Source organism: Fischerella major NIES-592 (assembly GCF_001904645.1).
Classification (GTDB): Bacteria; Cyanobacteriota; Cyanobacteriia; order Cyanobacteriales; family Nostocaceae; genus Fischerella; species Fischerella thermalis.
On sequence record NZ_MRCA01000007.1, the window covers coordinates 93550 to 113449 of the forward strand.

A 19900-nucleotide genomic window follows, 5' to 3' on the forward strand; every position below is an offset into this window, starting at 1 on the left:
CACAGATAAACACCGATTTGATGACTGGGTTGTCTTTTTATCTGTGTGTATCGGTGTGTATCGGTGGTCGAGTTTTCAACAAGATTATGGGGCAATCAGGGGGTAATGATTATCGAACACAGATGAACACAGATAAACACCGATTTGATGACTGGGTTGTCTTTTTATCTGTGTGTATCGGTATCGATGTGTAAACCTCTTTTTCAATTAACGATCAATCACCAACCACCAACAACTAACAAATATTAAGGTACTTCCATCGAAATCAAACCATTCTCCGGCAAATAATTGCAAAAACGCCCTTCATCTGCAAACGCTAGAATTAAGCGCAGGGTATAGTCTGGTGGCACTTGTAAATCAGCCCACGGAATCGCAATCTCTAAACAACGGTCTAAAGCAACTTGCGCCCGACTAGTACGAGGATGCCATTGATAATGTTCCCCTGCTTCCCGAAATTGAACCGATTGCGTCAGTAAATTGATTTCTAAATGATGATGGAATAGGTAATTCACTGGTGCAATATCTGGCACTTCCGCTAAGGGAATAGGGCTATTGTGCATCGTCTTGTCAGGATAAAACCACAGCAAATTTAACTCTGGTGGTAAATCCTGTCCTGGCTGACTACCTGCTTTGAAGTCTAGCCTCAGATACAAATTCAAGTGATCTACCCCATACCACAGACGTTGGATGACGCTACTGTTGTGCATTGTTCCCCGTGCGCCACCTATTTCGATACGTCCAGCTTTATCCCAGTCTTGTTCATCTCCTTTACCGTCTATATTGGGATGAATAAAGCTTTCTGGACGATGATCTGTGCGTGCAGCATGAACTTCTACAGGCTGACGTAAGTAGGGAGGTATGGGTTCATTTAAAGCTTTGTAAATACCACACAGATGTTCGCGAAATAATTGATCGAAAATCGCGTCTTGGTTGGAAGAATGCCCTTCACCAAACCACCAAAACCAGTCAGAACCTTCTGCTGCGTACAATGCTTCCCAAACTGCTGGGTTGTTTTCTTCGGTTGCTTCTGGATGATTTGCTAAGGTGGCACGTGCCTGTGTCAAGTAATCCCAAGCACGATTTTTGGCAGGATCACCAATCCAAGTGGTAAAACTACCATCTACCCAGGAACCACTGTGTAGTTGTTTTCCAGGAATAGTTGCTGTTGGTGGGTACTGTTCGAGGAATTCTGAGACGGTGACGAGTTTGAGATGTGGTTCTCGTTCTAGGGTTGCATACAAGGCTTCTAAAAAGGGTTTGCCATCTTGAGCATAAAATTCCCAACAATTTTCGCCGTCTAAGGCGATGGTGACTAACCAGGGTTGTTCGCTTTGGTGTTCTCTTTGCATTTTTGCGATCGCTTGCAGGTGTCCTACCAAGTCCGCGGCTGCTTGTTTCGCTGGCATGGAACCATAGGTAAAGCCAATTAAATCTGATAATCTATGGTCACGGAAGACGATCGCTAAATCACCCGCAGGGGTTTCTAAACGGTATGGTCGATACAATAACTCTGGTTGTTGCACATTTCCCGCCCCGTCCCGGTGGAAAAAGTGCCGCAATGTCCATCCCAGGACAGATTCATCTGAGCAAATCCACTTAAATCCTTGTTTGATAATATACGGTAATATTTCTGGGCTAACTGACTGTTCCGAGGGCCATAAACCACGGGGTTCTTGTCCAAATCTATCTATGTATAAATTCCAAGCTTTTTGTAAATGTCGGGGAATATCTTCTGGCCACTGAAATCGATACTGAGGCAAGGTCATATTTGGTACAGCTACTCTGCCAGAGTCAGTATCAGCAAGTAAGGGCAAAATCGGGTGAGTGTAGGGCGAAGTGAGTACCTCAATTTGCCCTGTTTGTTGCATTTTCCGGTGTTGCGGGATAATGCGGCTAATGATGTCTCGTTGTTTAGAATAAATACGCTGGCGATCGCTTAAAGTAAAATTTCGACCTTGTTTTAACCACGCAGCAATTTCTGGGTCATCCCAAAACAAGGGATCAATCCAAGCCAAGTTGTGCCAAGCCAATAAATCGCTATAATCTTGTGCTTGCCAATTTTCCAAACACCAAGGTTGTCCTCTCTCTTGCTTTTGGCTGTATAACTCACTGTAGCGGGGATGAGGATCAATCATCGTATGATGATTGGCATCAAAAAAGTGTTGGATAATAAATTCTCGCTGTTGCTGAGTGAGTTGTTCTGTAGGTGTGAGACTAACTTCTAAGTAAGGATCAAAAGCTGTACCAGCTATATAATCTTCTAACTGTAAGATCAGCGATGGTACTAAATTCACGGTTTGGTGTAACTTAGGATACCTCTCTAAAAGCAGTACTAAATCCAAATAGTCCTTAGTACCGTGCAGACGGACCCAAGGCAAGCGATAATGCTGGGACAAAGAAAGCGAAACGCCGCTGCGGGATTTATACAGCGGCTGATGTTGATGCCAGATAAAAGCGATGTAGAGCAGATGAGACATAGGCTTATTTGGGCATGGGACATGAGGATGGGCATTGGGTGTTGGGCATTGGGCATTGGATATTGGGCATCGGGCGTAGTAATATCCCAATTACCAATTACCCATTACCAATTACCCATTACCCATTCCTAAATTACTTGCTCAACTTCTGCAATTTCAGGAATCATTTCCTTGAGACGACGTTCAATACCCATTCTCAAGGTCATTGTGGAACTTGGGCAAGAACCGCAAGCGCCTTGTAACCGCAGTTTAACAATGGGGCCATCGAGTTCTACAAGTTCCACGTTACCACCATCAGACATCAGATAAGGGCGCATCTCATCCAAAACAGTTTCTACGTTGTCAGCTGTCAATTCCATTTTTCAGACCTCATTTTGAGCAGAAATATTTATTTCTATATTTGTTAACTACATCCTAGTACAAGAAGGGTGGGGATTAGGGAAGTGTGGGGTGTAGACGCGCTCTGCGCGGCTTCCCGTAGGGTAGGGGCAATGGGGAGAGTATCAGGAGTATGAGGGGTAGAGGAATTACCACTAACTACTAACCACTAACAAACAACAATCAACCACTAATTCAGAACAATATTTGAGTAATTAAAATCAGTATTAGTAGTATTTTTGTCATCTATATACTCTTGCACAACTTGCTTGGTCATGATATAGTAGCTTCCTATTTTCTCATAGGTATCTTCAAACTTCAAAATGCTGGTGACTTTGTTGGTTTGGGTGTTGCGGAAAGTAGCCTGATAGGAAATGGGAATATAGCCTTCACCTGTATCCAAACTTTTATAAGTATCAATTACAAAAGCCATACGACCCATTGTTCGATTTACCTGACAAACTTGCTTGTCCCGGATTTTGTAATTAGAATCTATTGAGTTACCCTTGACCAAAATTTCCACTGCATCGGTGTTGTCTCTTTCACCGAGAACGAATTCGTGATTGCCGTGTGACTCCTCAAAAGAAATACGTTGGCGGTGAGTGACCATATCCTGTAATTGAGTGTAAATACCTTCTGCAACTTGCTGATCACTGACTCTTGTAACTTCTATACTCATGTCGTGGTTAATGCGAACTTGACCTGTGTAAACCTCCGCACCCTGCACCACTTGTACATCTGCACTGTAACCAGGAAAGTTTTTGTCCCAAGTGTAACGGCTTTCGTAAGCAGTTTGGAATAACTTGCGGGCTGTGTCTGGAGTTGTCATACCACCACATTGACTTCACTTTTCTTAGTTTAATCCGCTTTGTAGTGTCCAGAGTCAATTGTCAATTGTTTTAACTGGTAACAATTGACGATGGACAATTAACATATTGACAAATGACTATTCTTGTGCATTGACCTCACTTGGTGAAACCATGACTGGTTGCTGATACAGTGGTACATTGAAAGTTACTGTAGAGCCAAGCCCTTCACCCAAGCTATAAAAATGTACTTCTCCACCCATAGCTTCTACAAGTTTTTGAGAGATGACTAGTCCTAAACCTGTACCACCATATTGACGAGTGCGGGAACCATCCACTTGTGAAAATAGTTGAAACAGTTTGTCTTGTTGATCTAGAGAAACGCCAATACCAGTATCTGCCACACGTACTTTTACCATACCGGGGAATTCTCGGTCTTGAAATATTATTGTTTTGCGAACTACATCGGCGTTGACAGTCACACCACCTTCGTGGGTAAATTTAATGGCGTTGCCGACTAAATTCAGCATTACTTGCTTGAGGCGTTGGTAGTCACCGTAGACAAGAATATCATCCGATGTATCTGGCAAATGCATCTGGAAGCTCAGGTTTTTTTGTTCGGCTTGCAAGCGCATAAAGTTGCCTACATCGCTGAAGAGTTCTGCAATACTGACTGGCACTAGTTCCAGTTCCATTTTGTCTGCTTCGATTTTGGCAAAGTCTAAAATATCACTGATGACATCCAGCAGATGGAGTGATGATTTATGAGCCTCCAATATAAACTGCTTTTGTTCCTCTGGATCATCAGCCATTCCGTCCAAAATTAATTTTAAAAAGCCGATCATCCCGTTCAGCGGCGTTCTAATTTCGTGGGACACGTTAGCGAGAAACTCACTTTTGAGGCGGGATGCTTCTTCTGCTTGTTGGCGTGCGGCTTCTAGTTCTCTATACAAAGTCGCATGAGCGATCGCAGTCCCTAATTGATCTGCCACTTCTTTTGCTAGTTCAAGTTCTGTGGCTGTTACACCATAACATTTATCGCACAGAGTCACAGCAATCAATCCGTTGGGCTGATCTTGATAGCAGGTTGCTACTACCAACATTGTTTCTTGCCCAAATAGCGGATGTTTGGGGTTTTCTTCTAAAATTGGTTCTAGGGTAGTCAAAGCTCTAGCAAATGCTGGCTCAGCAGCAATATCCACTTCTAAACCCAACACAGAACTTAATGCTGGTTGACGATACTCTGCTATTACCTTGAGTTTGTTATTTGACGGTTGGTATGGACAAATAATTGAACGCTTTAGTTGTAGCAGTTCTCCTAAACTATCAACCGTTTGTTGCCAAATTATATCTAAGTCTAGAGTGCGGCGGATATTTCTGGTAATTTGCGTTACCAATTGTTGATTTTGCTGCGAACGTAAGGCTAATTCCAATTCTGTGGTGCTTTGTGCGATCGCTTGCATTTCTGTTTTGTTGACTGTAGCTTGTAGTAGCCGTCCAATCACCAAAACAGCGATCGCAGGATTACCCAACGTCGGCAAAATTGGGCTAATAATTAACTCCAACTCTATCAACTGCTCTTGATAGCGAAACCAGTATTGACACTTTTCTGGCACTAAAGTTGTAAGTATCCGGTGCAACCTTTCTAGGTAAGCAACCTTATCTACTGGGGCAAAAACCGCATCGACATTGGCATCAACAACTTGCTGAGGATCAATACCGAACCTTTGGCAGTGTTGCCAATGAAAGGAAAGATATCGCCCTATCCCATCTTGCGTATACACCAACTCGGCTCCGAAATTGGCTGATGAGCCATTAGCGTTACTGGTAAAAGTTTCCAGATGTTCAGACACAAAATTTGGCTGTTGGGAATTAGCAGCAATACTCATGACTCGAGTTGGATAAGACAAATGGCAACCCAAAAAATATTTTTGGCTGAAGCTGTTTATAGCTTGGCATAAATTTTTACAGCTTTAGCACTTTTGATGAGTAAATTTTTGGCTGACAGCCTTAGAAAATCTACACTTCCTCACTCTCCCTTAACACTTAATTTTTTCTCTCATGTAGTTACTAATCATTCCATTCGCCTCGTGGTGGTACTGGCATACGTCTAGGAGTGCGTGTAAGTTCATCATCTCTGGGAACTTCACCTCGTAACCACTGACGAATTGCCACTTCAATTACTTTACTGGGGTCATTGGTTAAATGGCGAATTTGCTCCACCAACTCAGAGTCTAGACGAATTGCAATTTCTACCTTATCGGCTAGAGATTCTTCCACGTCGGTAATCTTATCTTTCATATTCATAGTTTCTAACTCTCAATTCGTTTATCAAAAGCTTTGTGATGAGCTTGTTTTTGGTTCTAGGCAATTGTCACCTGCAATCAGCTTCATTTGTCTGCATTTTGCAGTTCTAGATGTTTATTGTACGCTCCCAACCGATCAATACCAGATGCCATAGATAGACCTTTATATTTTGTCAATATTAGTGGTTGGTTGTTAGTAGTTAGTGGTAATTCCTCTACCCCTCATACTCCTCACACTCCACCCTTACGGGAAGCCGCTACGCGTCTACACACTCCTCACACTCCCCACACTCCCCATCTCCCCCCACTCCGCCTTTTCTCCTCCAATTACACCGTCTGAGCTAAGAAACCATTAAAATACGTTAAGTATATTTCTGTTTAACCTTGGTTGCTGCTAAAGCAAAAAAGTATTATGACTGACGTTCCCGCAGTTCGTATTCGGAATTTTTGTATTATTGCTCACATTGACCACGGCAAATCTACTCTTGCTGACCGCTTGCTGCAAGTTACTGGCACGGTGGACGATCGCTTAATGAAAGAACAGTTCCTTGACAATATGGATCTGGAACGGGAGCGCGGCATTACCATTAAGCTGCAAGCAGCCCGGATGAACTACACCGCCAAAGATGGTCAGCAATACGTACTGAATCTAATTGATACTCCTGGGCATGTGGATTTTTCGTATGAAGTATCTCGCAGTCTGGCAGCTTGCGAAGGTGCATTGTTGGTAGTAGACGCTTCCCAAGGTGTAGAAGCACAAACTCTCGCCAATGTTTATTTAGCACTAGAACACAACCTGGAAATTATTCCGGTGTTGAATAAAATTGACTTACCGGGAGCAGAGCCAGATAGAGTCATTGGAGAAATTGAAGAAATTATTGGCTTGGATTGCAGTGGTGCGATTCTTGCTTCTGCCAAAGAGGGAATTGGGATTGATGAAATTTTAGAAGCGATTGTAGAACGTATTCCACCACCACGAAATACAGTCAACGAACCTTTAAGAGCATTGATTTTTGATAGCTACTATGACAGCTACCGGGGTGTGATTGTATATTTCCGGGTGATGGATGGGACTTTGAAGAAAGGCGATCGCATTTACCTGATGGCGTCTGGCAAGGAGTACGAAATTGACGAGTTAGGTGTACTTTCTCCCAACCAAAAGCAAGTTACAGACTTACATGCTGGAGAAGTAGGTTACTTGGCAGCAGCCATTAAAGCTGTGGCTGATGCGCGCGTCGGCGACACTATCACCCTGGCTAATGCCAAGGCTGCCGAACCTCTATCTGGTTATAAAGAAGCTAATCCAATGGTGTTCTGTGGCATGTTCCCCATCGATGCAGATCAATTTGAGGACTTGCGGGAAGCATTAGAAAAGCTCAAACTTAATGATGCAGCCCTGCATTATGAACCAGAAACTTCTAGCGCCATGGGTTTTGGTTTCCGTTGTGGTTTCTTGGGATTGTTGCACATGGAAATTGTGCAAGAACGCTTGGAACGAGAATACAACCTAGATTTAATTATTACTGCCCCTTCAGTAGTTTATCGAGTTACCACCAACAAAGGCGAAGTACTCTACATCGATAACCCCAGTCACTTGCCCCCTCCCAACGAACGAGAGAAAATAGAAGAACCCTATGTCCAAGTAGAAATGATTACACCAGAGACTTATGTCGGGACTCTGATGGAATTATCACAAAACCGACGTGGTGTGTTTAAAGATATGAAATATCTCACCCAAGGACGTACCACCCTGACTTACGAATTACCCTTGGCAGAAGTCGTCACTGACTTTTTTGATCAGATGAAATCGCGATCGCGTGGTTATGCCAGTATGGAATATCACCTGATCGGCTACCGCGAGAATCCTTTGGTGAAGCTAGATATCATGATTAACGGCGAACCAGTTGATTCTTTGGCGATGATTGTCCACCGTGATAAAGCCTATGGTGTTGGGCGTTCAATGGCTGAGAAGTTAAAAGAACTCATTCCTCGCCATCAATTCAAAGTGCCAATTCAAGCCGCTATTGGTAGCAAGATAATTGCCAGTGAACACATTCCCGCTTTACGAAAAGACGTACTTGCCAAGTGTTACGGTGGTGACATTAGCCGGAAGAAAAAACTGTTACAGAAGCAAGCCAAGGGTAAAAAGCGGATGAAAGCTGTAGGTACAGTTGATGTTCCCCAAGAAGCTTTTATGGCAGTGTTGCGGTTGGATCAGCAGTAATGCTTGCAAAAAAAAAGGGTGTAGGGGTGTGGGAAGAGCCAATTTTTCAAGTTTGGTTGTGGGATTTTCCCATAATTGACTCTCTTGAAAATAGGGATTGGGGAGCAACTTAACAGCAAACCGATAATGCATCGGTGTGCATCGGTGTACCCTGCGGGAAGCCGCCCTTACGGGCGTCTACATCTGTGTTCGTTTTATTTTTAATCAATTGCCTGCGAGGATCTAACTTGAAAAATCAAAAATACACAATCTAATTTTGAATTAAGTAGAAACGCAAGGTACAAAAAGTATTTTTTGATAAATCGAACACCGTTCATCAGTGGTCGATATTACAAAATATAATTTTTGCCACAACCCTTACCCCATCCCCTAATTTCACTTCAAGTAGACATAATTAAACGTAAAATACCAGCCATAAACTCTGCCAAGAAGAAGATATTATCCTCTTTAATGCAAGCCGATAATATTTAATTTGACTTGATTTTTTCTGAAATACATTGGAAAGAGCCTGTAAATGTAATTACAGACCCAAAATATTGTTTTCAGCTAAAAATCTTCTTCCATGCAATTGCAATTTGAATCAACAGATATATTTGCTGACATCGACCCTCGGCTACAAAGACTACTTGAACGCAAAAGCCAAGGAATAACTATAGCTGCTACTACATCCACTGAAAAAGAAGAGGTTGCAGTTATTGCTAAGGTAAACAACCTCAAGGAATGGCTATCTATGAACGAAGTCTATCCGGGTGCTGACTTGGGTAGTACGCCCAATGGTGAGCGAATTGTCACAGGTAGAATTCCGGTTTCCCGAATTGAGCATATAAAGCAGTCCGACTGCGTGGTCAGCTTGAAACCAGCACAAGCACTAAAACCAGCTATAAATATTAATTCTCCAGCGACTGTTGCTAAACAAGACCTTTGTTCTCAAAATTCTCTAGAAGAACAGGGAAGTGGTGTTGTAGTTGGTATTATTGATGTCGGTTGTGACTTTGCTCACAAAAATTTTCGTCATCCTGATGGTTCTACAAGATTGTTAGCTTTTTGGAACCAGGATGGTCATTCTGATCCTAAAAGTCCCTATGGATATGGTCAAGAGTACAAGCGGGATGAAATCAATCAAGCCCTTAGCGCAAGTGATCCTTATGCTGCTTTGGGATACGAACTAGAAGAAAGGGCCCACGGCACTCATGTCATGGATATTGCCGTTGGTAACGGACAAGGGAGTGGTTTGTCGGGTGTCGCCCCTGGCGCAGATATCGTGTTTGTTCAACTATCTCAAAATGAATATACTCCCCTGATTGAAAATGGTGAACAAGCCGTAGAAAGTTGTTTTGGCGATACGGTGGCGCTGTTGGAAGCAATGAGATATATCTTTGATATTGCTGGCGATCGCCCTTGTGTAATTAACATTAGTTTGGGGCTATATGGTGGCCCTCATGACGGTACAACTTTAGTTGAACAGGGTATTGACGCTTTAGTTTCCGAAAAACCAAACCGAGCTATAGTAATTGCTGCTGGTAATAGCTACGATACAGGTATTCATGCATCTGGAATTGTGTCGCAGAATCAGCATTTTGATCTCCAGTGGCAAATCCTCCACAGAAATCCCAGACAAAAAGAAATAGAAATATGGTACGACGGGGGCGATCGCTTCCAATTAGAAATTATTGCTCCCGATGGTAGTAGTCTAGGTCGGGTAGATTTGGGAGAAAACGGAGAAGTGGTAGACACTGAAGACAACACCATCATATTTTTCACTAACCGCCACTCTGACCCCAATAACGGAGATAACGTTATTTGCGTGTTTATGGAACCTGATTTACCAGGTGGGATTTGGACGCTACGCCTCCACGGTATTCATGTCATCAATGGGAAATTTCATGCTTGGATTGAGCGTGAAGATCACAGCCAAACTTGTTTTGTGCCTCCCCACGATAATACCCATACCCTGAACACCATCGCCTGTGGATATAAAAGCATCGTGGTTGGTTCCTACGATAATACTAAAACCAATAAGCCCCTATCATTCTTTTCTAGTTCCGGCCCCACACGCGATGGACGGCAAAAACCAGATTTGATTGCTCCTGGCCATCACATATGGGCTGCTGCCTCACGGACAGCAACTCAAGTTGTACGTATGTCTGGTACTAGTATGGCTGCTCCTGTTGTGACTGGGGCGATCGCTTTAATATTTGCTGAAGCCCTTGCCCATAACCAGTCACTCACCATTGAGGAGATTCGTGAGCTTTTAGCGGCTAGTACCCAAAAGAATTTTCCCATACACAGCCAGCCGGAGCGCTACGGTTATGGAGCGATCGACCTCAATGCAGCTGTGTTAGCTGTACAAGACAAGTTTACTCGGTTATGATATTATGATTCCAGGCATATTTTAACTAAATTTTCCTGTAATGTTATAATGGATGATTTGGTTGTAAGCAAATGAGTAATAAGCAGCTACGCTTGATTAAATGTTCAGGCGACAAACTAAAAAAAATAGAACCGAACATAGTGGACTGGGCGCGACAAAATGAAAGTCCCGACGAGCCAATTGCAGTCACGGTAAAGGTGGCTGAGGATGGTTACATACCAAATTTTGTCAACCTCCGCGCTCAAATATCACCTAAGCTATTTACGGCAACAGTCACAGAAACAGATTTACAGAAATTAGAAGCAGACCCACGCGTTATTTCTTTAGGTACGCCCAGACGTTTACATGCAACAATTTAGTTTCAGTTCGGCTAGCTTTGTGTAGAAGAGCATCAAAACTGAAAGTACTCGTTGTTATGACGTTTATTGTAAATTCATGGTTCCTTATCTGCTGCAACATAAATTTTTATATTTCTTTACAAAAGGGTGGGCTATAAGCTCATCCTTTTAACTTTGGGGCTTTGGGGCAATTAATTTAATAAAAATTTTGGAATTGTGATGTGATTTGCGATCACTGCTGATAGCTAAACGCAGAGTTTTCCTGATATAGCGCTTTTCGTATTAGTCAGAAAAAGAATTTATCTGTGTACCTTACGGAAGCCGCTACGCGTCTACATCCGTGTGCATCGGTGTTCGTTTTAAAAAAAACTAACTTTTGCAAAATAGCTTTGGGGGGCTACCTTTGAGTCCCGATACATAGTGTAGATTTGATTTGCAAGGATGCGATCGCTGGAATGAAAAACAAAATCAAGGACACCCATTATGGGTGTCCCAAAATCAATCAGTCTAAAAAACCCAAACTATTTACTGTTACCATTACCTCCATTACCACTGTTAGTAGTTAGAATTCGTTCAGCTAGCTTATCAGGTACTTCTTGCAGATGGTCGAATTCCCAGTGGAAAGAACCAACGCCGAGAGTTTGCGATCGCAACTCTACGATAAAATTGTGCATTTCAGCTTGGGGCAAATAAGCTGTAATACTATCCCAACCTTGCCAATCGTGAATGGCTTCGTAACCTAAAATCTGCCCCCGTCTACCAGTCACCAACTGCATAACTTTCGAGGTGAACTCGCTGGGGGTTGTAACTTGCACCCGCAGAATTGGTTCCAGGAGGGTGGGTTGACACTGAGTCATTCCGGTTTGCATTGCTACACGGGCAGCTTGCTTAAATGCTTGTTCGGAACTATCGACAGTGTGATAAGAACCGTTGGTTAACGTTACCGCCACATCTACAACCGGGAAACCCAATGGCCCATGTGCTAAAAATTCCCGCACACCCATTTCCACACCAGGAATATACTGTTTGGGAACCACACCACCAACAATGGTTTCCTTGAAGCTAAAACCTTCACCTCGTCCTAAGGGTTGGATGTCGAGATAAACATCACCAAACTGACCGTGACCACCACTTTGGTGCTTGTAGCGCCCGTGAACTGATGAAGCTGGTTTGCGGATAGTTTCTTTGTAAGGTATTTGTGGCAAGTGGGTTGTCATCGGCAAATTATACTTGCGGCGCAGGCGATCTAGTGCCACTTGCAAATGAATTTCGCCTTGACCCCAGAGGATAACTTCATGGGTATCACCGTGTTGTTCCCAAGCAAGAGAAGGGTCTTCTTCTAACAACTTCGTGATCGCACCACTTAGCTTCACTTCATCGTTGCGTTTTTCGGGAATAATCGCCAGGGCATAAACTGGTTCTAGTTGTCCAGTTTTGGGCAATTCCTTAGCAGTATTGTTAGAAAGTGTATCTCCTGTCTTGATACCCTCCATCCGGCTTAAAGCGACAATTTCTCCAGCCCCAGCTTGATTAACTTGTTGTAGCTGTTGTCCCATAAGACGATAAATACCACCAGCCCGGACACCGTTGAGGACTATACCATCAGTTAATTTACCTTGCCAAACCCGCACCAAGGAAAGTTTTCCACCTTGAGGAGTGTAATAGGTCTTTAACACCTGGGCGATCGTGGTGCCGTCTTTTTGGTTACTTAAGCGGCGTTCAGCTGTGGTTGCTGGTTCAGGTGCTTCTCTTACTAAGGCTTCTAGTAGGGGTCTAACTCCGTAATCTTGTTCAGCAACACCAAAGAATACTGGTACTACTAAATCCGCCCCTAATTCCATTTTTAAATCTTTGAGAATTTCTTCTTGGGGCGGTTCAATGTCTTCTAAAAGTTCTTCTAGTAAGTGGTCGTCAAAATTTGCTAAAGCTTCGAGCATTTCTGCTCGTGCAATGTGTTCTTCTTCTTTTAGTTCTTCGGGAAATGGGACTGGATCAGCAGGCGCGCCGGAATGGTAATGGTACGCTTGTTCAGTAACCAAGTCAATAAAACCAATTAGCTGTTCCCCTCCCATAATTGGGTATTGGTGCGCGACGAGGGGACGACTAGAAACGGCTTTGAGGGCGTGCAGTGTTTCCAAAACGTGGATATTCGCCCGATCCATTTTGTTGACAAAGACTAGATGGGGAATTTCCCAATCATCCAGGAATTTAAATAGAGGAGCAAGGGTGAGGACGCGATCATTGATGGGTTCGCAAACTACAATTGCCGCATCAACTCCAATTAAGGCGTTGTAAGTTTCTTGAGCAAATTCTACACTGCCGGGGCAGTCAATAAAGGTGAAGCGAATGTCATTGTATTCAGTACTGGCTGTGCTGACTTCTACACTCATTTGGCGATCGCGTGCTTCTTGAGAGCTATCGCCGACTGTGTTACCATCCTTAACGCTGCCTTTGCGAGAAATAGCACCTGTTACAAATAACAAGCTTTCTAGTAAAGTTGTTTTCCCACTCAAATAAGGCCCGACAATTGCTACATTTCGCGAACCCGATTTCACTTTTTCGTTCATAAAAACTCCTTTGCGGTCTTATGTCCATAACCGCCTTATAGTTGAGTTATGAAGAGTTCAAAACCGTTATTTAGGAAATTATCCCGCCTTTAAATTGACATTAACTCGCCTTTAACCAACCGGCAAACAATCGTATTTTGTTGTAAGATTTGGGTCACTAAAAATTAAAATCTACAAATTTATCTATATAAAATTAAAGTTTAGTAAAAAGATTGCAAAATTAACCAAATATTTGTTAATAAAACGTAACTAAATGCAGTTACGAGATAGTTAAAGTATATGCCAGTTAAACTCTATCAATATCGCCGCCAGACATGGGCAAGTTTCATATTTATAAGTGGAATCATTCTCTTACCCTCCCCTAGTCTCCCTCTTCCTCCATCTTTGTTGGTACAGAATGCTTCTAGCAACGCCACAGACTATTTAAATCAAGGATTACAGGCTGTGCAGACAGGGAGAATACAAGATGCGATCGCCTATTTTCGCCAAGCTGCCCAATTAGATCCCAGCCTCGCGCCAGCACATTACAATTTGGGTTTAGCACTGCGGCAAGCTGGACAATTACAATCTGCTGCGGATGCATTTTATCGAGCCACCCAAGCCGATCCCAAGTTTGCTTTAGCTTATGCGAATTTGGGCGGTGCGTTATTAGAAGGCAATAATTTACAGCAGGCAAATGATTATTTACAAAGAGCAATAGAACTTGATCCCAAATTGGGTGTGGCTCATTACAATTTAGGATTAGTAAGAGAACAGCAGCAAAATTGGGATAAAGCGATCGCATCCTTTAAAAAAGCAATGGAATACAGCAAAAATGCACCAGAACCAGCTTATCATCTAGGCATATGTTATCTGCAACAAAACAAACTCGATAAAGCCAAAGATGCCTTCCGCAAAGCAATACAAATAAATCCCAAATATCCAGAAGCTTATTATAGTCTTGGTTCAGTTTTATATGCTCAAGGCAAAGCAAAAGATGCCCTAGAAGCCTTTAGAAAATCTGCTGAAGCTAACTCTAATTATCCCAATGCTTATTACGGTGCGGGATTAGCTTTTATCCAATTGCAGCAATATGCAGATGCAGTACAAGTATTACAATTTGCTAGAGATTTGTACAAAGCTCAGAATAATCCTGAATGGGCAAACAAAGCCGAGCAACTCTTGCAACAAGCACAAAGAATGAATTAGGTATCGGGAACCTCAACATGAGCTACATTCTGGCATTAGATTTAGGTACGACTGGTAACCGCGCTTTTGTGTTTGATGCTGTTGGTAAAATTGTCGGACAAGCATATCAGGAATTAACACAGTATTATCCTCAGCCGGGATGGTTAGAACACGATGCTGAGGAAATCTGGCAAGATACTTACAGGGTAGTGCAAACTGCGATCGCTAATGCCAAAATTATTCCCAGTGAAATTGTGGCAATGGGGTTAACCGTACAGCGGGAAACCTGTTTAATTTGGGATAAAACTACTGGAAAACCCCTGCATCGCGCGATAGTTTGGCAAGATCGCCGCACTGCTCCTTTGTGTAATAAATTACAGGCACAAGGTTACGCCCAAGAGATTTATGATCGCACTGGTTTAGTGATTGATGCTTATTTTTCGGCTACAAAGCTAAGGTGGTTGCTAGATCATGTTACAGATGTTGATCTCAAAAATGTTTTAGCTGGAACAATTGATACTTGGATTCTGTGGAAACTCACAGGCGGCAAAGTTCACGCGACTGATCACAGCAACGCTAGCCGCACAATGCTGATGAACTTAACAAGTTGTAAATGGGATGAAACTTTACTGGAATTATTTCAAATTCCCGCTCATATTTTGCCGGAAATACTACCTAGTTTAGGGAAATTTGGTGTTACTGATTCCAGTTTACTAGGTGCAGAAATTCCCATCACTGCCCTTTTGGGCGATCAACAGGCAGCTTTATTTGGTCATGGATGCGATCGCCCTGGTTTAATGAAATGTACTTACGGAACTGGTAGCTTTTTAGTTGCTCACACTGGCTCCGAAATCGTCCGTTCTCAAAATCAACTGATTTCCACAGTGGCATGGACGCAAATTCGCAACGGTAGCTTAGATGTGGGTTACGCCCTTGAAGGGAGCATGTTTACGAGTGGGGCATGTATCCAATGGCTGCGGGATGGCATCCAATTAATCAAAACTGCTGCGGAGACAGAAGCGATCGCCAATCAAGTTACAGATAACGGTGGTGTATATTTTGTACCTGCCTTTAGCGGACTGGGCGCACCCCATTGGGATATGAGTGCCAGGGGAGCTTTTTTTGGTATTACCGCCGCCGTCCAACCGCAGCATTTAGTTAGGGCTGTGTTGGAAGCGATCGCCTACCAAGTTAAAGAAGTAGTGGCAGCAATCAGTGTAACTTGCAGCACACCACTACAAAAATTAACAGTAGACGGTGGTGCGTGTGAGAACAATTTTCTTATGCAATTTCAGGCTGATTTGTTAGGTATTGCGGTGGAACGTCCCGTTATCCGGGATACCACAGTTCAAGGTATTGCTTTTGCGGCTGGTTTAGCGGGGGGATTTTGGAAGAGTTATACGGAACTAGTACAGCAAAGGCAAATTGATCGTTACTTCTCGCCTAGTGATAGAAGTGGGTATGCAATGGTCAATTTTATGACTTGGCAAAAGGCAGTAGAACGGGCTAAGCATTGGGCAGAATAGACAAGTTGCTAGTAATCTGGTTTAAATAAAAAACCGCAGAGGCGCAGAGGACGCAGAGGAAGAAGAGGAGAGGATACAACTAGAAATTGGTTTACTCGGCAAAGTTTGTGTGACAGAGTACTAGGAAGATTTGGTCAATATGATGTAATTTACGAAAACTCCACAATGACGCTTGTATCAGAATTGATGACAATTTAATAAAAAATAAACAATAACCATGTCTAAAACCAAAATCCTAGTACTTGCTATTGGTGTTACTGGAGTTATTGCAGGAAGCGTAGCTGCATACATGTATTTTAAGGGTGGGCCTGCTGGAGATATTTCCGGGGCTGCTGGTAGTGCTAAAGTTGTGCCAGATGAAGCGTTTATGGCAACTTATATTTCTACAGACCCCAAAGTATGGGCGAAGTTGGAGCAATTTGGAACTCCAGAAGCGCAAAAAATAGTAGCAAAAGGTCTGGAGGACTTTAATCAGAATGTATTAACTGATAGTAATATTTCTTACGAAAAAGACTTAAAACCTTGGGTTGGTGGTGTCATGATTGCCATGTTACCACCAACTTCAACCAAGCCTGCCCAGTTAAAATTGCCTTCAGCAAATCCCAATTTGCCACCAGTAACAACACAGGAACCAAATGTGCTGATGGTAGTGGGAATCAAGGATAAAATCAATGCTTTGAATTTTGCCAACAAATTGAAAGGTCAAAAAGATGTCATCACCAAGGAAATCGACTACAAAGGTCTCAAAATTACAGAAACTTCAGGAAAAGGTCAACCTACATATACTGCTGTATTGAATAATCATGTGGTGTTTTCTCCCGCAAAGCAAACTGTAGAACAAGCAATAGACACTTTTAAAGGACAGCCTTCTTTTGCTAGCAAAGAAGGAACAAACAGTATTCTGAGTAAAAATGTAGTAGAAAATACTGTTGCACAAATTTATGTGCCTGACTATGCAGGGATGGTACAGCAGTTAATTAATTTAAATCCGCAAGTCCAGCAATTACCGCCGCAGACTTTAGCGCAGTTAAAGCAACTGAAATCGATGGTGATGGGTGTGGGAATTGATGATGCGGGAGTGCGGATGAAGGCGATCGCCAACTTAGATCCAGAACTAGTTAAATTTCAGTATCAAAATTCTGCTGGTAAAGTTGTCTCGCAACTACCTGCTGATACAATTGCTATGGTGAGTGGACAGGGTATTAGTAGTTGGTGGTCAGCATTTGTAGAACAGTCCAACGATTATCCGGAATTTAAACAAGTACTCGAACAAGCACGATCGCAAGTAAAATTAGCGAATCTCGATTTAGATAAAGAAATTTTTGGTTGGATGGATGGGGAATTTAGTGCTGCGGCGATTCCATCTAATCAAGGCATTTTAGCGCAGGTTGGTTTTGGAGGAGCCTTTATATTTCACACAAGCGATCGCAAAACAGCCGAAACCACCTTTACGAAATTGGATAATTTAGCCAAAACACAGCAAATTAACATCGCCCAAAGAAATATTGGTGGTAAGAATATTACAGAATGGCAAATTCCAGGACAAGGATCTTTAATCACCCATGGTTGGTTAGATCAAGATACCGTTTTTGTCACTCTTGGTGAACCAATAGCCGATGCGATCACTAATTCTAATGGTAAGTCTCTCAACGACAGCGAAAACTTCAAAACAGTTACAGGTTCTTTACAGAAACCAAATGGCGGTTACTTCTACCTGAATATGGACAAAACCGCATCCTTAATCAATCGTTTTGCAACCCAGAATCAATCTCTACCACCGGAAGCCAGCGCCATTATCAATTCTATTCATGGTGTTGGTCTGACTACTACCAGTCCTGACAAATCTACCACTCATATGGAGATTTTGTTGGCTCTCAAGAAAACAAGCAAGTAAATAGGGAGATGCGATCGCATTACGTGTTGAGTTTGAGTAGTGCGATCGCATTGTAGATTAGAGCGTACTATGCAAAGATGTAATTTTTGCAGCAACGGCAAAAGTGAAAACAGACAGTATTTTTTACCAATTATTTGCAGAATTTCCCAGTATTTTCTTTGAGTTGATTGGACGCTCCCCCAGTAATAGTCAAGATTATCAGTTTCGCTCGGTAGAAATTAAACAAACCGCTTTTCGTATTGATGGCGTATTTCTACCACCAGAAGACAGTTCAGACAAAACAGTATATTTCTGTGAAGTCCAGTTTCAAAAAGATCAATTTCTCTATCACCGGCTATTTGCAGAACTATTTCTGTATTTAGACCAAAATCCATCTACCTACGACTGGTACACTGTGATTATTTACCCTAAACGCAACCTGGAACCAGACGAAGACAGACTCTATCAGGTTTTGCTAGAAAGTTCCAAAGTACAGCGTGTCTATCTTGATGAACTAGAAACCTCAGCCAACAGGTCTTTGGGAATTGGTGTTGTTAAGTTAGTAGTAGAACCAGAAGAAAATGCTGCTAACTATGCTAAACAACTCATTGCACAAGCAAGGCAACAGAGAGGAGATCGTTTATCTAGTCAAGCGATAATAGATTTAATCGAGACGATCATAGTGTACAAATTTCCCCAATTAAGCCGCCAAGAGGTGGAAGATATGCTGAAATTGAGCGAACTAAAACAAACTAGAGTTTACCAAGAAGCATTGGAAGAAGGACGCGAAGAAGGACGACAAGAAGGACGACAAGAAGGAGTCAAAGAAGGTAAGTTAGCTGCTGTTCCCCTGTTGCTAAAAGCAGGAGTGAGTGTAGAAGAAATAGCTCAACAGTTGGAAGTTGAGATTGAAGCAGTTAGGCAAATAGCACAGCAACAGTCTATAAGTTAAAGGCGAAAAGGGAAAGGGGTCTATTGTGAAAATTGAAAATCAGGTATAGATAGAGTAGGTGCGATCGCATCCGCAACACCAGCATCCAACCTCAGAAGTCCACTTTTCCAGCTTTGAGGTTCAGCATCCGAGTTCGGAACATAAAATTTCTCGCTTGAAACGAGAAACTTCTTACTCGAAACGAAAATCTTCCCAATTGAAACGAGAAATTTCTCACTTCAGACGAGAAACTTCTAAGTCAAAACGAGAAACTCCTCACTTCAAACAAAAAACTTCCAGGTTAAAACGAGAAACTTCTCACTTGTAATGAAAACATTTGAAGCTGAAAACCAGAAGAAGCGCCTATTCATGTATCTGCTCTTTAGGTGCTTCTAACTTAAACATTTCCAGTTCCATTTTATAGTACCGATTTGTACTACCAAGAGGAATCATGCCTAATCTTTGAATAACGTGGAGTGATCTGACATTCTCAGAACGCGCGATCGCATAAATTACAGGTAGTTTTAAAGTGTTAAATCCGTAGTCCAAAATTGCTTTTGCTGCTTCAGTAGCATATCCTTTACCCCAAGCAGATTTCTTCAAATGCCAGCCAATCTCGTCATCTTGGGTTAAGTTTTCTTTCTCATCTCGCAGTTGGAGCAAAATAATAGTTCCAACAATTTCTCTGCTATCTTTAAGAGCGATCGCCCATAAGCCAGTACCATTATTGAGTTGGGCAAAGTTTGTCACCCAACGTTGCAGTAGATTTCTGGAACTCTCAACACTATCAACTTTGGTGATCAAAAAGCGTGTAACTTCATGATCACCGTAAATTTGAAATGCTTGCTCAGCGTCTTGTTCTGGAACCCAAGTACGAATAATCAGGCGATCAGTTTGTGTAAGGATAGTCATCAGGGTAATTATACATATCAACTA

15 protein-coding genes are annotated in these 19900 nt (G+C 42.4%); 8 read left to right on the plus strand and 7 right to left on the minus strand.

Annotated elements, in window-relative coordinates:
* Positions 1-245 precede the first annotated feature (245 nt).
* The 5 genes from NIES592_RS14475 to NIES592_RS14495 form a co-directional block, all read right to left on the minus strand.
* On the minus strand, positions 246-2477 hold the full coding sequence (locus tag NIES592_RS14475; protein ID WP_073556115.1) for a glycoside hydrolase: 2232 nt from the start codon (positions 2475-2477) through the stop codon (positions 246-248).
* A 128-nt stretch (positions 2478-2605) separates the two neighbouring features.
* Positions 2606-2836, minus strand: coding sequence for a NifU family protein (locus tag NIES592_RS14480; RefSeq protein ID WP_009457148.1), 231 nt, complete (start codon positions 2834-2836; stop codon positions 2606-2608).
* A gap of 209 nt (positions 2837-3045) precedes the next feature.
* Positions 3046-3684, minus strand: a complete 639-nt coding sequence (locus NIES592_RS14485) for a DUF3386 domain-containing protein (protein WP_073556116.1) — start codon at positions 3682-3684, stop codon at positions 3046-3048.
* A 117-nt stretch (positions 3685-3801) separates the two neighbouring features.
* Positions 3802-5550: an ATP-binding protein gene (locus NIES592_RS14490; protein WP_062247568.1), complete on the minus strand. Its 1749-nt coding sequence runs from the start codon at positions 5548-5550 to the stop codon at positions 3802-3804.
* Positions 5551-5731: 181 nt separating this feature from the next.
* Positions 5732-5968 carry a hypothetical protein gene (locus NIES592_RS14495; RefSeq protein ID WP_073556117.1) on the minus strand — a complete coding sequence of 79 codons (237 nt, stop codon included), beginning with the start codon at positions 5966-5968 and terminating at the stop codon, positions 5732-5734.
* A 117-nt stretch (positions 5969-6085) separates the two neighbouring features.
* Here NIES592_RS14495 and NIES592_RS25230 point away from each other — a divergent pair, with 117 nt between their 5' ends.
* The 4 genes from NIES592_RS25230 (at position 6086) to NIES592_RS14510 (ending at position 10921) form a co-directional block, all read left to right on the plus strand.
* Positions 6086-6307, plus strand: coding sequence for a hypothetical protein (locus NIES592_RS25230; RefSeq protein ID WP_178379552.1), 222 nt, complete (start codon positions 6086-6088; stop codon positions 6305-6307).
* Between the two features lie 72 nt (positions 6308-6379).
* The gene (gene lepA, locus NIES592_RS14500) at positions 6380-8191 is read left to right on the plus strand and encodes a translation elongation factor 4 (RefSeq protein ID WP_062247572.1); all 1812 of its coding nucleotides are present in this window, start codon (positions 6380-6382) and stop codon (positions 8189-8191) included.
* A 562-nt stretch (positions 8192-8753) separates the two neighbouring features.
* Positions 8754-10562 carry a S8 family peptidase gene (locus NIES592_RS14505; protein ID WP_073556118.1) on the plus strand — a complete coding sequence of 603 codons (1809 nt, stop codon included), beginning with the start codon at positions 8754-8756 and terminating at the stop codon, positions 10560-10562.
* 71 nt (positions 10563-10633) lie between these two features.
* The gene (locus tag NIES592_RS14510) at positions 10634-10921 is read left to right on the plus strand and encodes a hypothetical protein (protein WP_073556119.1); all 288 of its coding nucleotides are present in this window, start codon (positions 10634-10636) and stop codon (positions 10919-10921) included.
* Between the two features lie 500 nt (positions 10922-11421).
* Here NIES592_RS14510 and NIES592_RS14515 read toward each other — a convergent pair whose 3' ends face one another.
* Entirely contained in the window at positions 11422-13467 is a 2046-nt protein-coding gene (locus NIES592_RS14515; protein ID WP_062247580.1) for an elongation factor G, read from the minus strand.
* Positions 13468-13746: 279 nt separating this feature from the next.
* Between NIES592_RS14515 and NIES592_RS14520 the strand changes: the two genes are divergently transcribed.
* The 4 genes from NIES592_RS14520 to NIES592_RS14535 all read left to right on the plus strand — a co-directional run bounded on the left by NIES592_RS14520 (position 13747) and on the right by NIES592_RS14535 (position 18985).
* On the plus strand, positions 13747-14655 hold the full coding sequence (locus tag NIES592_RS14520; RefSeq protein WP_073556120.1) for a tetratricopeptide repeat protein: 909 nt from the start codon (positions 13747-13749) through the stop codon (positions 14653-14655).
* Positions 14656-14672: 17 nt separating this feature from the next.
* Positions 14673-16160 carry a glycerol kinase GlpK gene (glpK, locus tag NIES592_RS14525; RefSeq protein WP_073556121.1) on the plus strand — a complete coding sequence of 496 codons (1488 nt, stop codon included), beginning with the start codon at positions 14673-14675 and terminating at the stop codon, positions 16158-16160.
* Positions 16161-16377: 217 nt separating this feature from the next.
* Positions 16378-18054: a DUF3352 domain-containing protein gene (locus NIES592_RS14530; RefSeq protein ID WP_073556122.1), complete on the plus strand. Its 1677-nt coding sequence runs from the start codon at positions 16378-16380 to the stop codon at positions 18052-18054.
* Positions 18055-18157: 103 nt separating this feature from the next.
* Positions 18158-18985, plus strand: a complete 828-nt coding sequence (locus NIES592_RS14535) for an Rpn family recombination-promoting nuclease/putative transposase (protein WP_073556123.1) — start codon at positions 18158-18160, stop codon at positions 18983-18985.
* A 342-nt stretch (positions 18986-19327) separates the two neighbouring features.
* Here the strand turns inward: NIES592_RS14535 and NIES592_RS14540 are convergent, their stop codons facing one another.
* Positions 19328-19876 (minus strand): GNAT family N-acetyltransferase, encoded by a 549-nt coding sequence (locus NIES592_RS14540; protein ID WP_073556124.1) that lies wholly within the window; start codon positions 19874-19876, stop codon positions 19328-19330.
* Positions 19877-19900 lie beyond the last annotated feature (24 nt).

What these genes read in the sequence shown, in the direction of transcription:
- NIES592_RS14475 (WP_073556115.1), bottom strand. Translation starts at nt 2,477, where the DNA reads ATGTCTCATCTGCTCTACATCGCTTTTATCTGGCATCAACATCAGCCG.
- NIES592_RS14480 (WP_009457148.1), bottom strand. Translation starts at nt 2,836, where the DNA reads ATGGAATTGACAGCTGACAACGTAGAAACTGTTTTGGATGAGATGCGC.
- NIES592_RS14485 (WP_073556116.1), bottom strand. Translation starts at nt 3,684, where the DNA reads ATGACAACTCCAGACACAGCCCGCAAGTTATTCCAAACTGCTTACGAA.
- NIES592_RS14490 (WP_062247568.1), bottom strand. Translation starts at nt 5,550, where the DNA reads ATGAGTATTGCTGCTAATTCCCAACAGCCAAATTTTGTGTCTGAACAT.
- NIES592_RS14495 (WP_073556117.1), bottom strand. Translation starts at nt 5,968, where the DNA reads ATGAATATGAAAGATAAGATTACCGACGTGGAAGAATCTCTAGCCGAT.
- lepA (WP_062247572.1), top strand. Translation starts at nt 6,380, where the DNA reads ATGACTGACGTTCCCGCAGTTCGTATTCGGAATTTTTGTATTATTGCT.
- NIES592_RS14505 (WP_073556118.1), top strand. Translation starts at nt 8,754, where the DNA reads ATGCAATTGCAATTTGAATCAACAGATATATTTGCTGACATCGACCCT.
- NIES592_RS14510 (WP_073556119.1), top strand. Translation starts at nt 10,634, where the DNA reads ATGAGTAATAAGCAGCTACGCTTGATTAAATGTTCAGGCGACAAACTA.
- NIES592_RS14515 (WP_062247580.1), bottom strand. Translation starts at nt 13,467, where the DNA reads ATGAACGAAAAAGTGAAATCGGGTTCGCGAAATGTAGCAATTGTCGGG.
- NIES592_RS14520 (WP_073556120.1), top strand. Translation starts at nt 13,747, where the DNA reads ATGCCAGTTAAACTCTATCAATATCGCCGCCAGACATGGGCAAGTTTC.
- glpK (WP_073556121.1), top strand. Translation starts at nt 14,673, where the DNA reads ATGAGCTACATTCTGGCATTAGATTTAGGTACGACTGGTAACCGCGCT.
- NIES592_RS14530 (WP_073556122.1), top strand. Translation starts at nt 16,378, where the DNA reads ATGTCTAAAACCAAAATCCTAGTACTTGCTATTGGTGTTACTGGAGTT.
- NIES592_RS14540 (WP_073556124.1), bottom strand. Translation starts at nt 19,876, where the DNA reads ATGACTATCCTTACACAAACTGATCGCCTGATTATTCGTACTTGGGTT.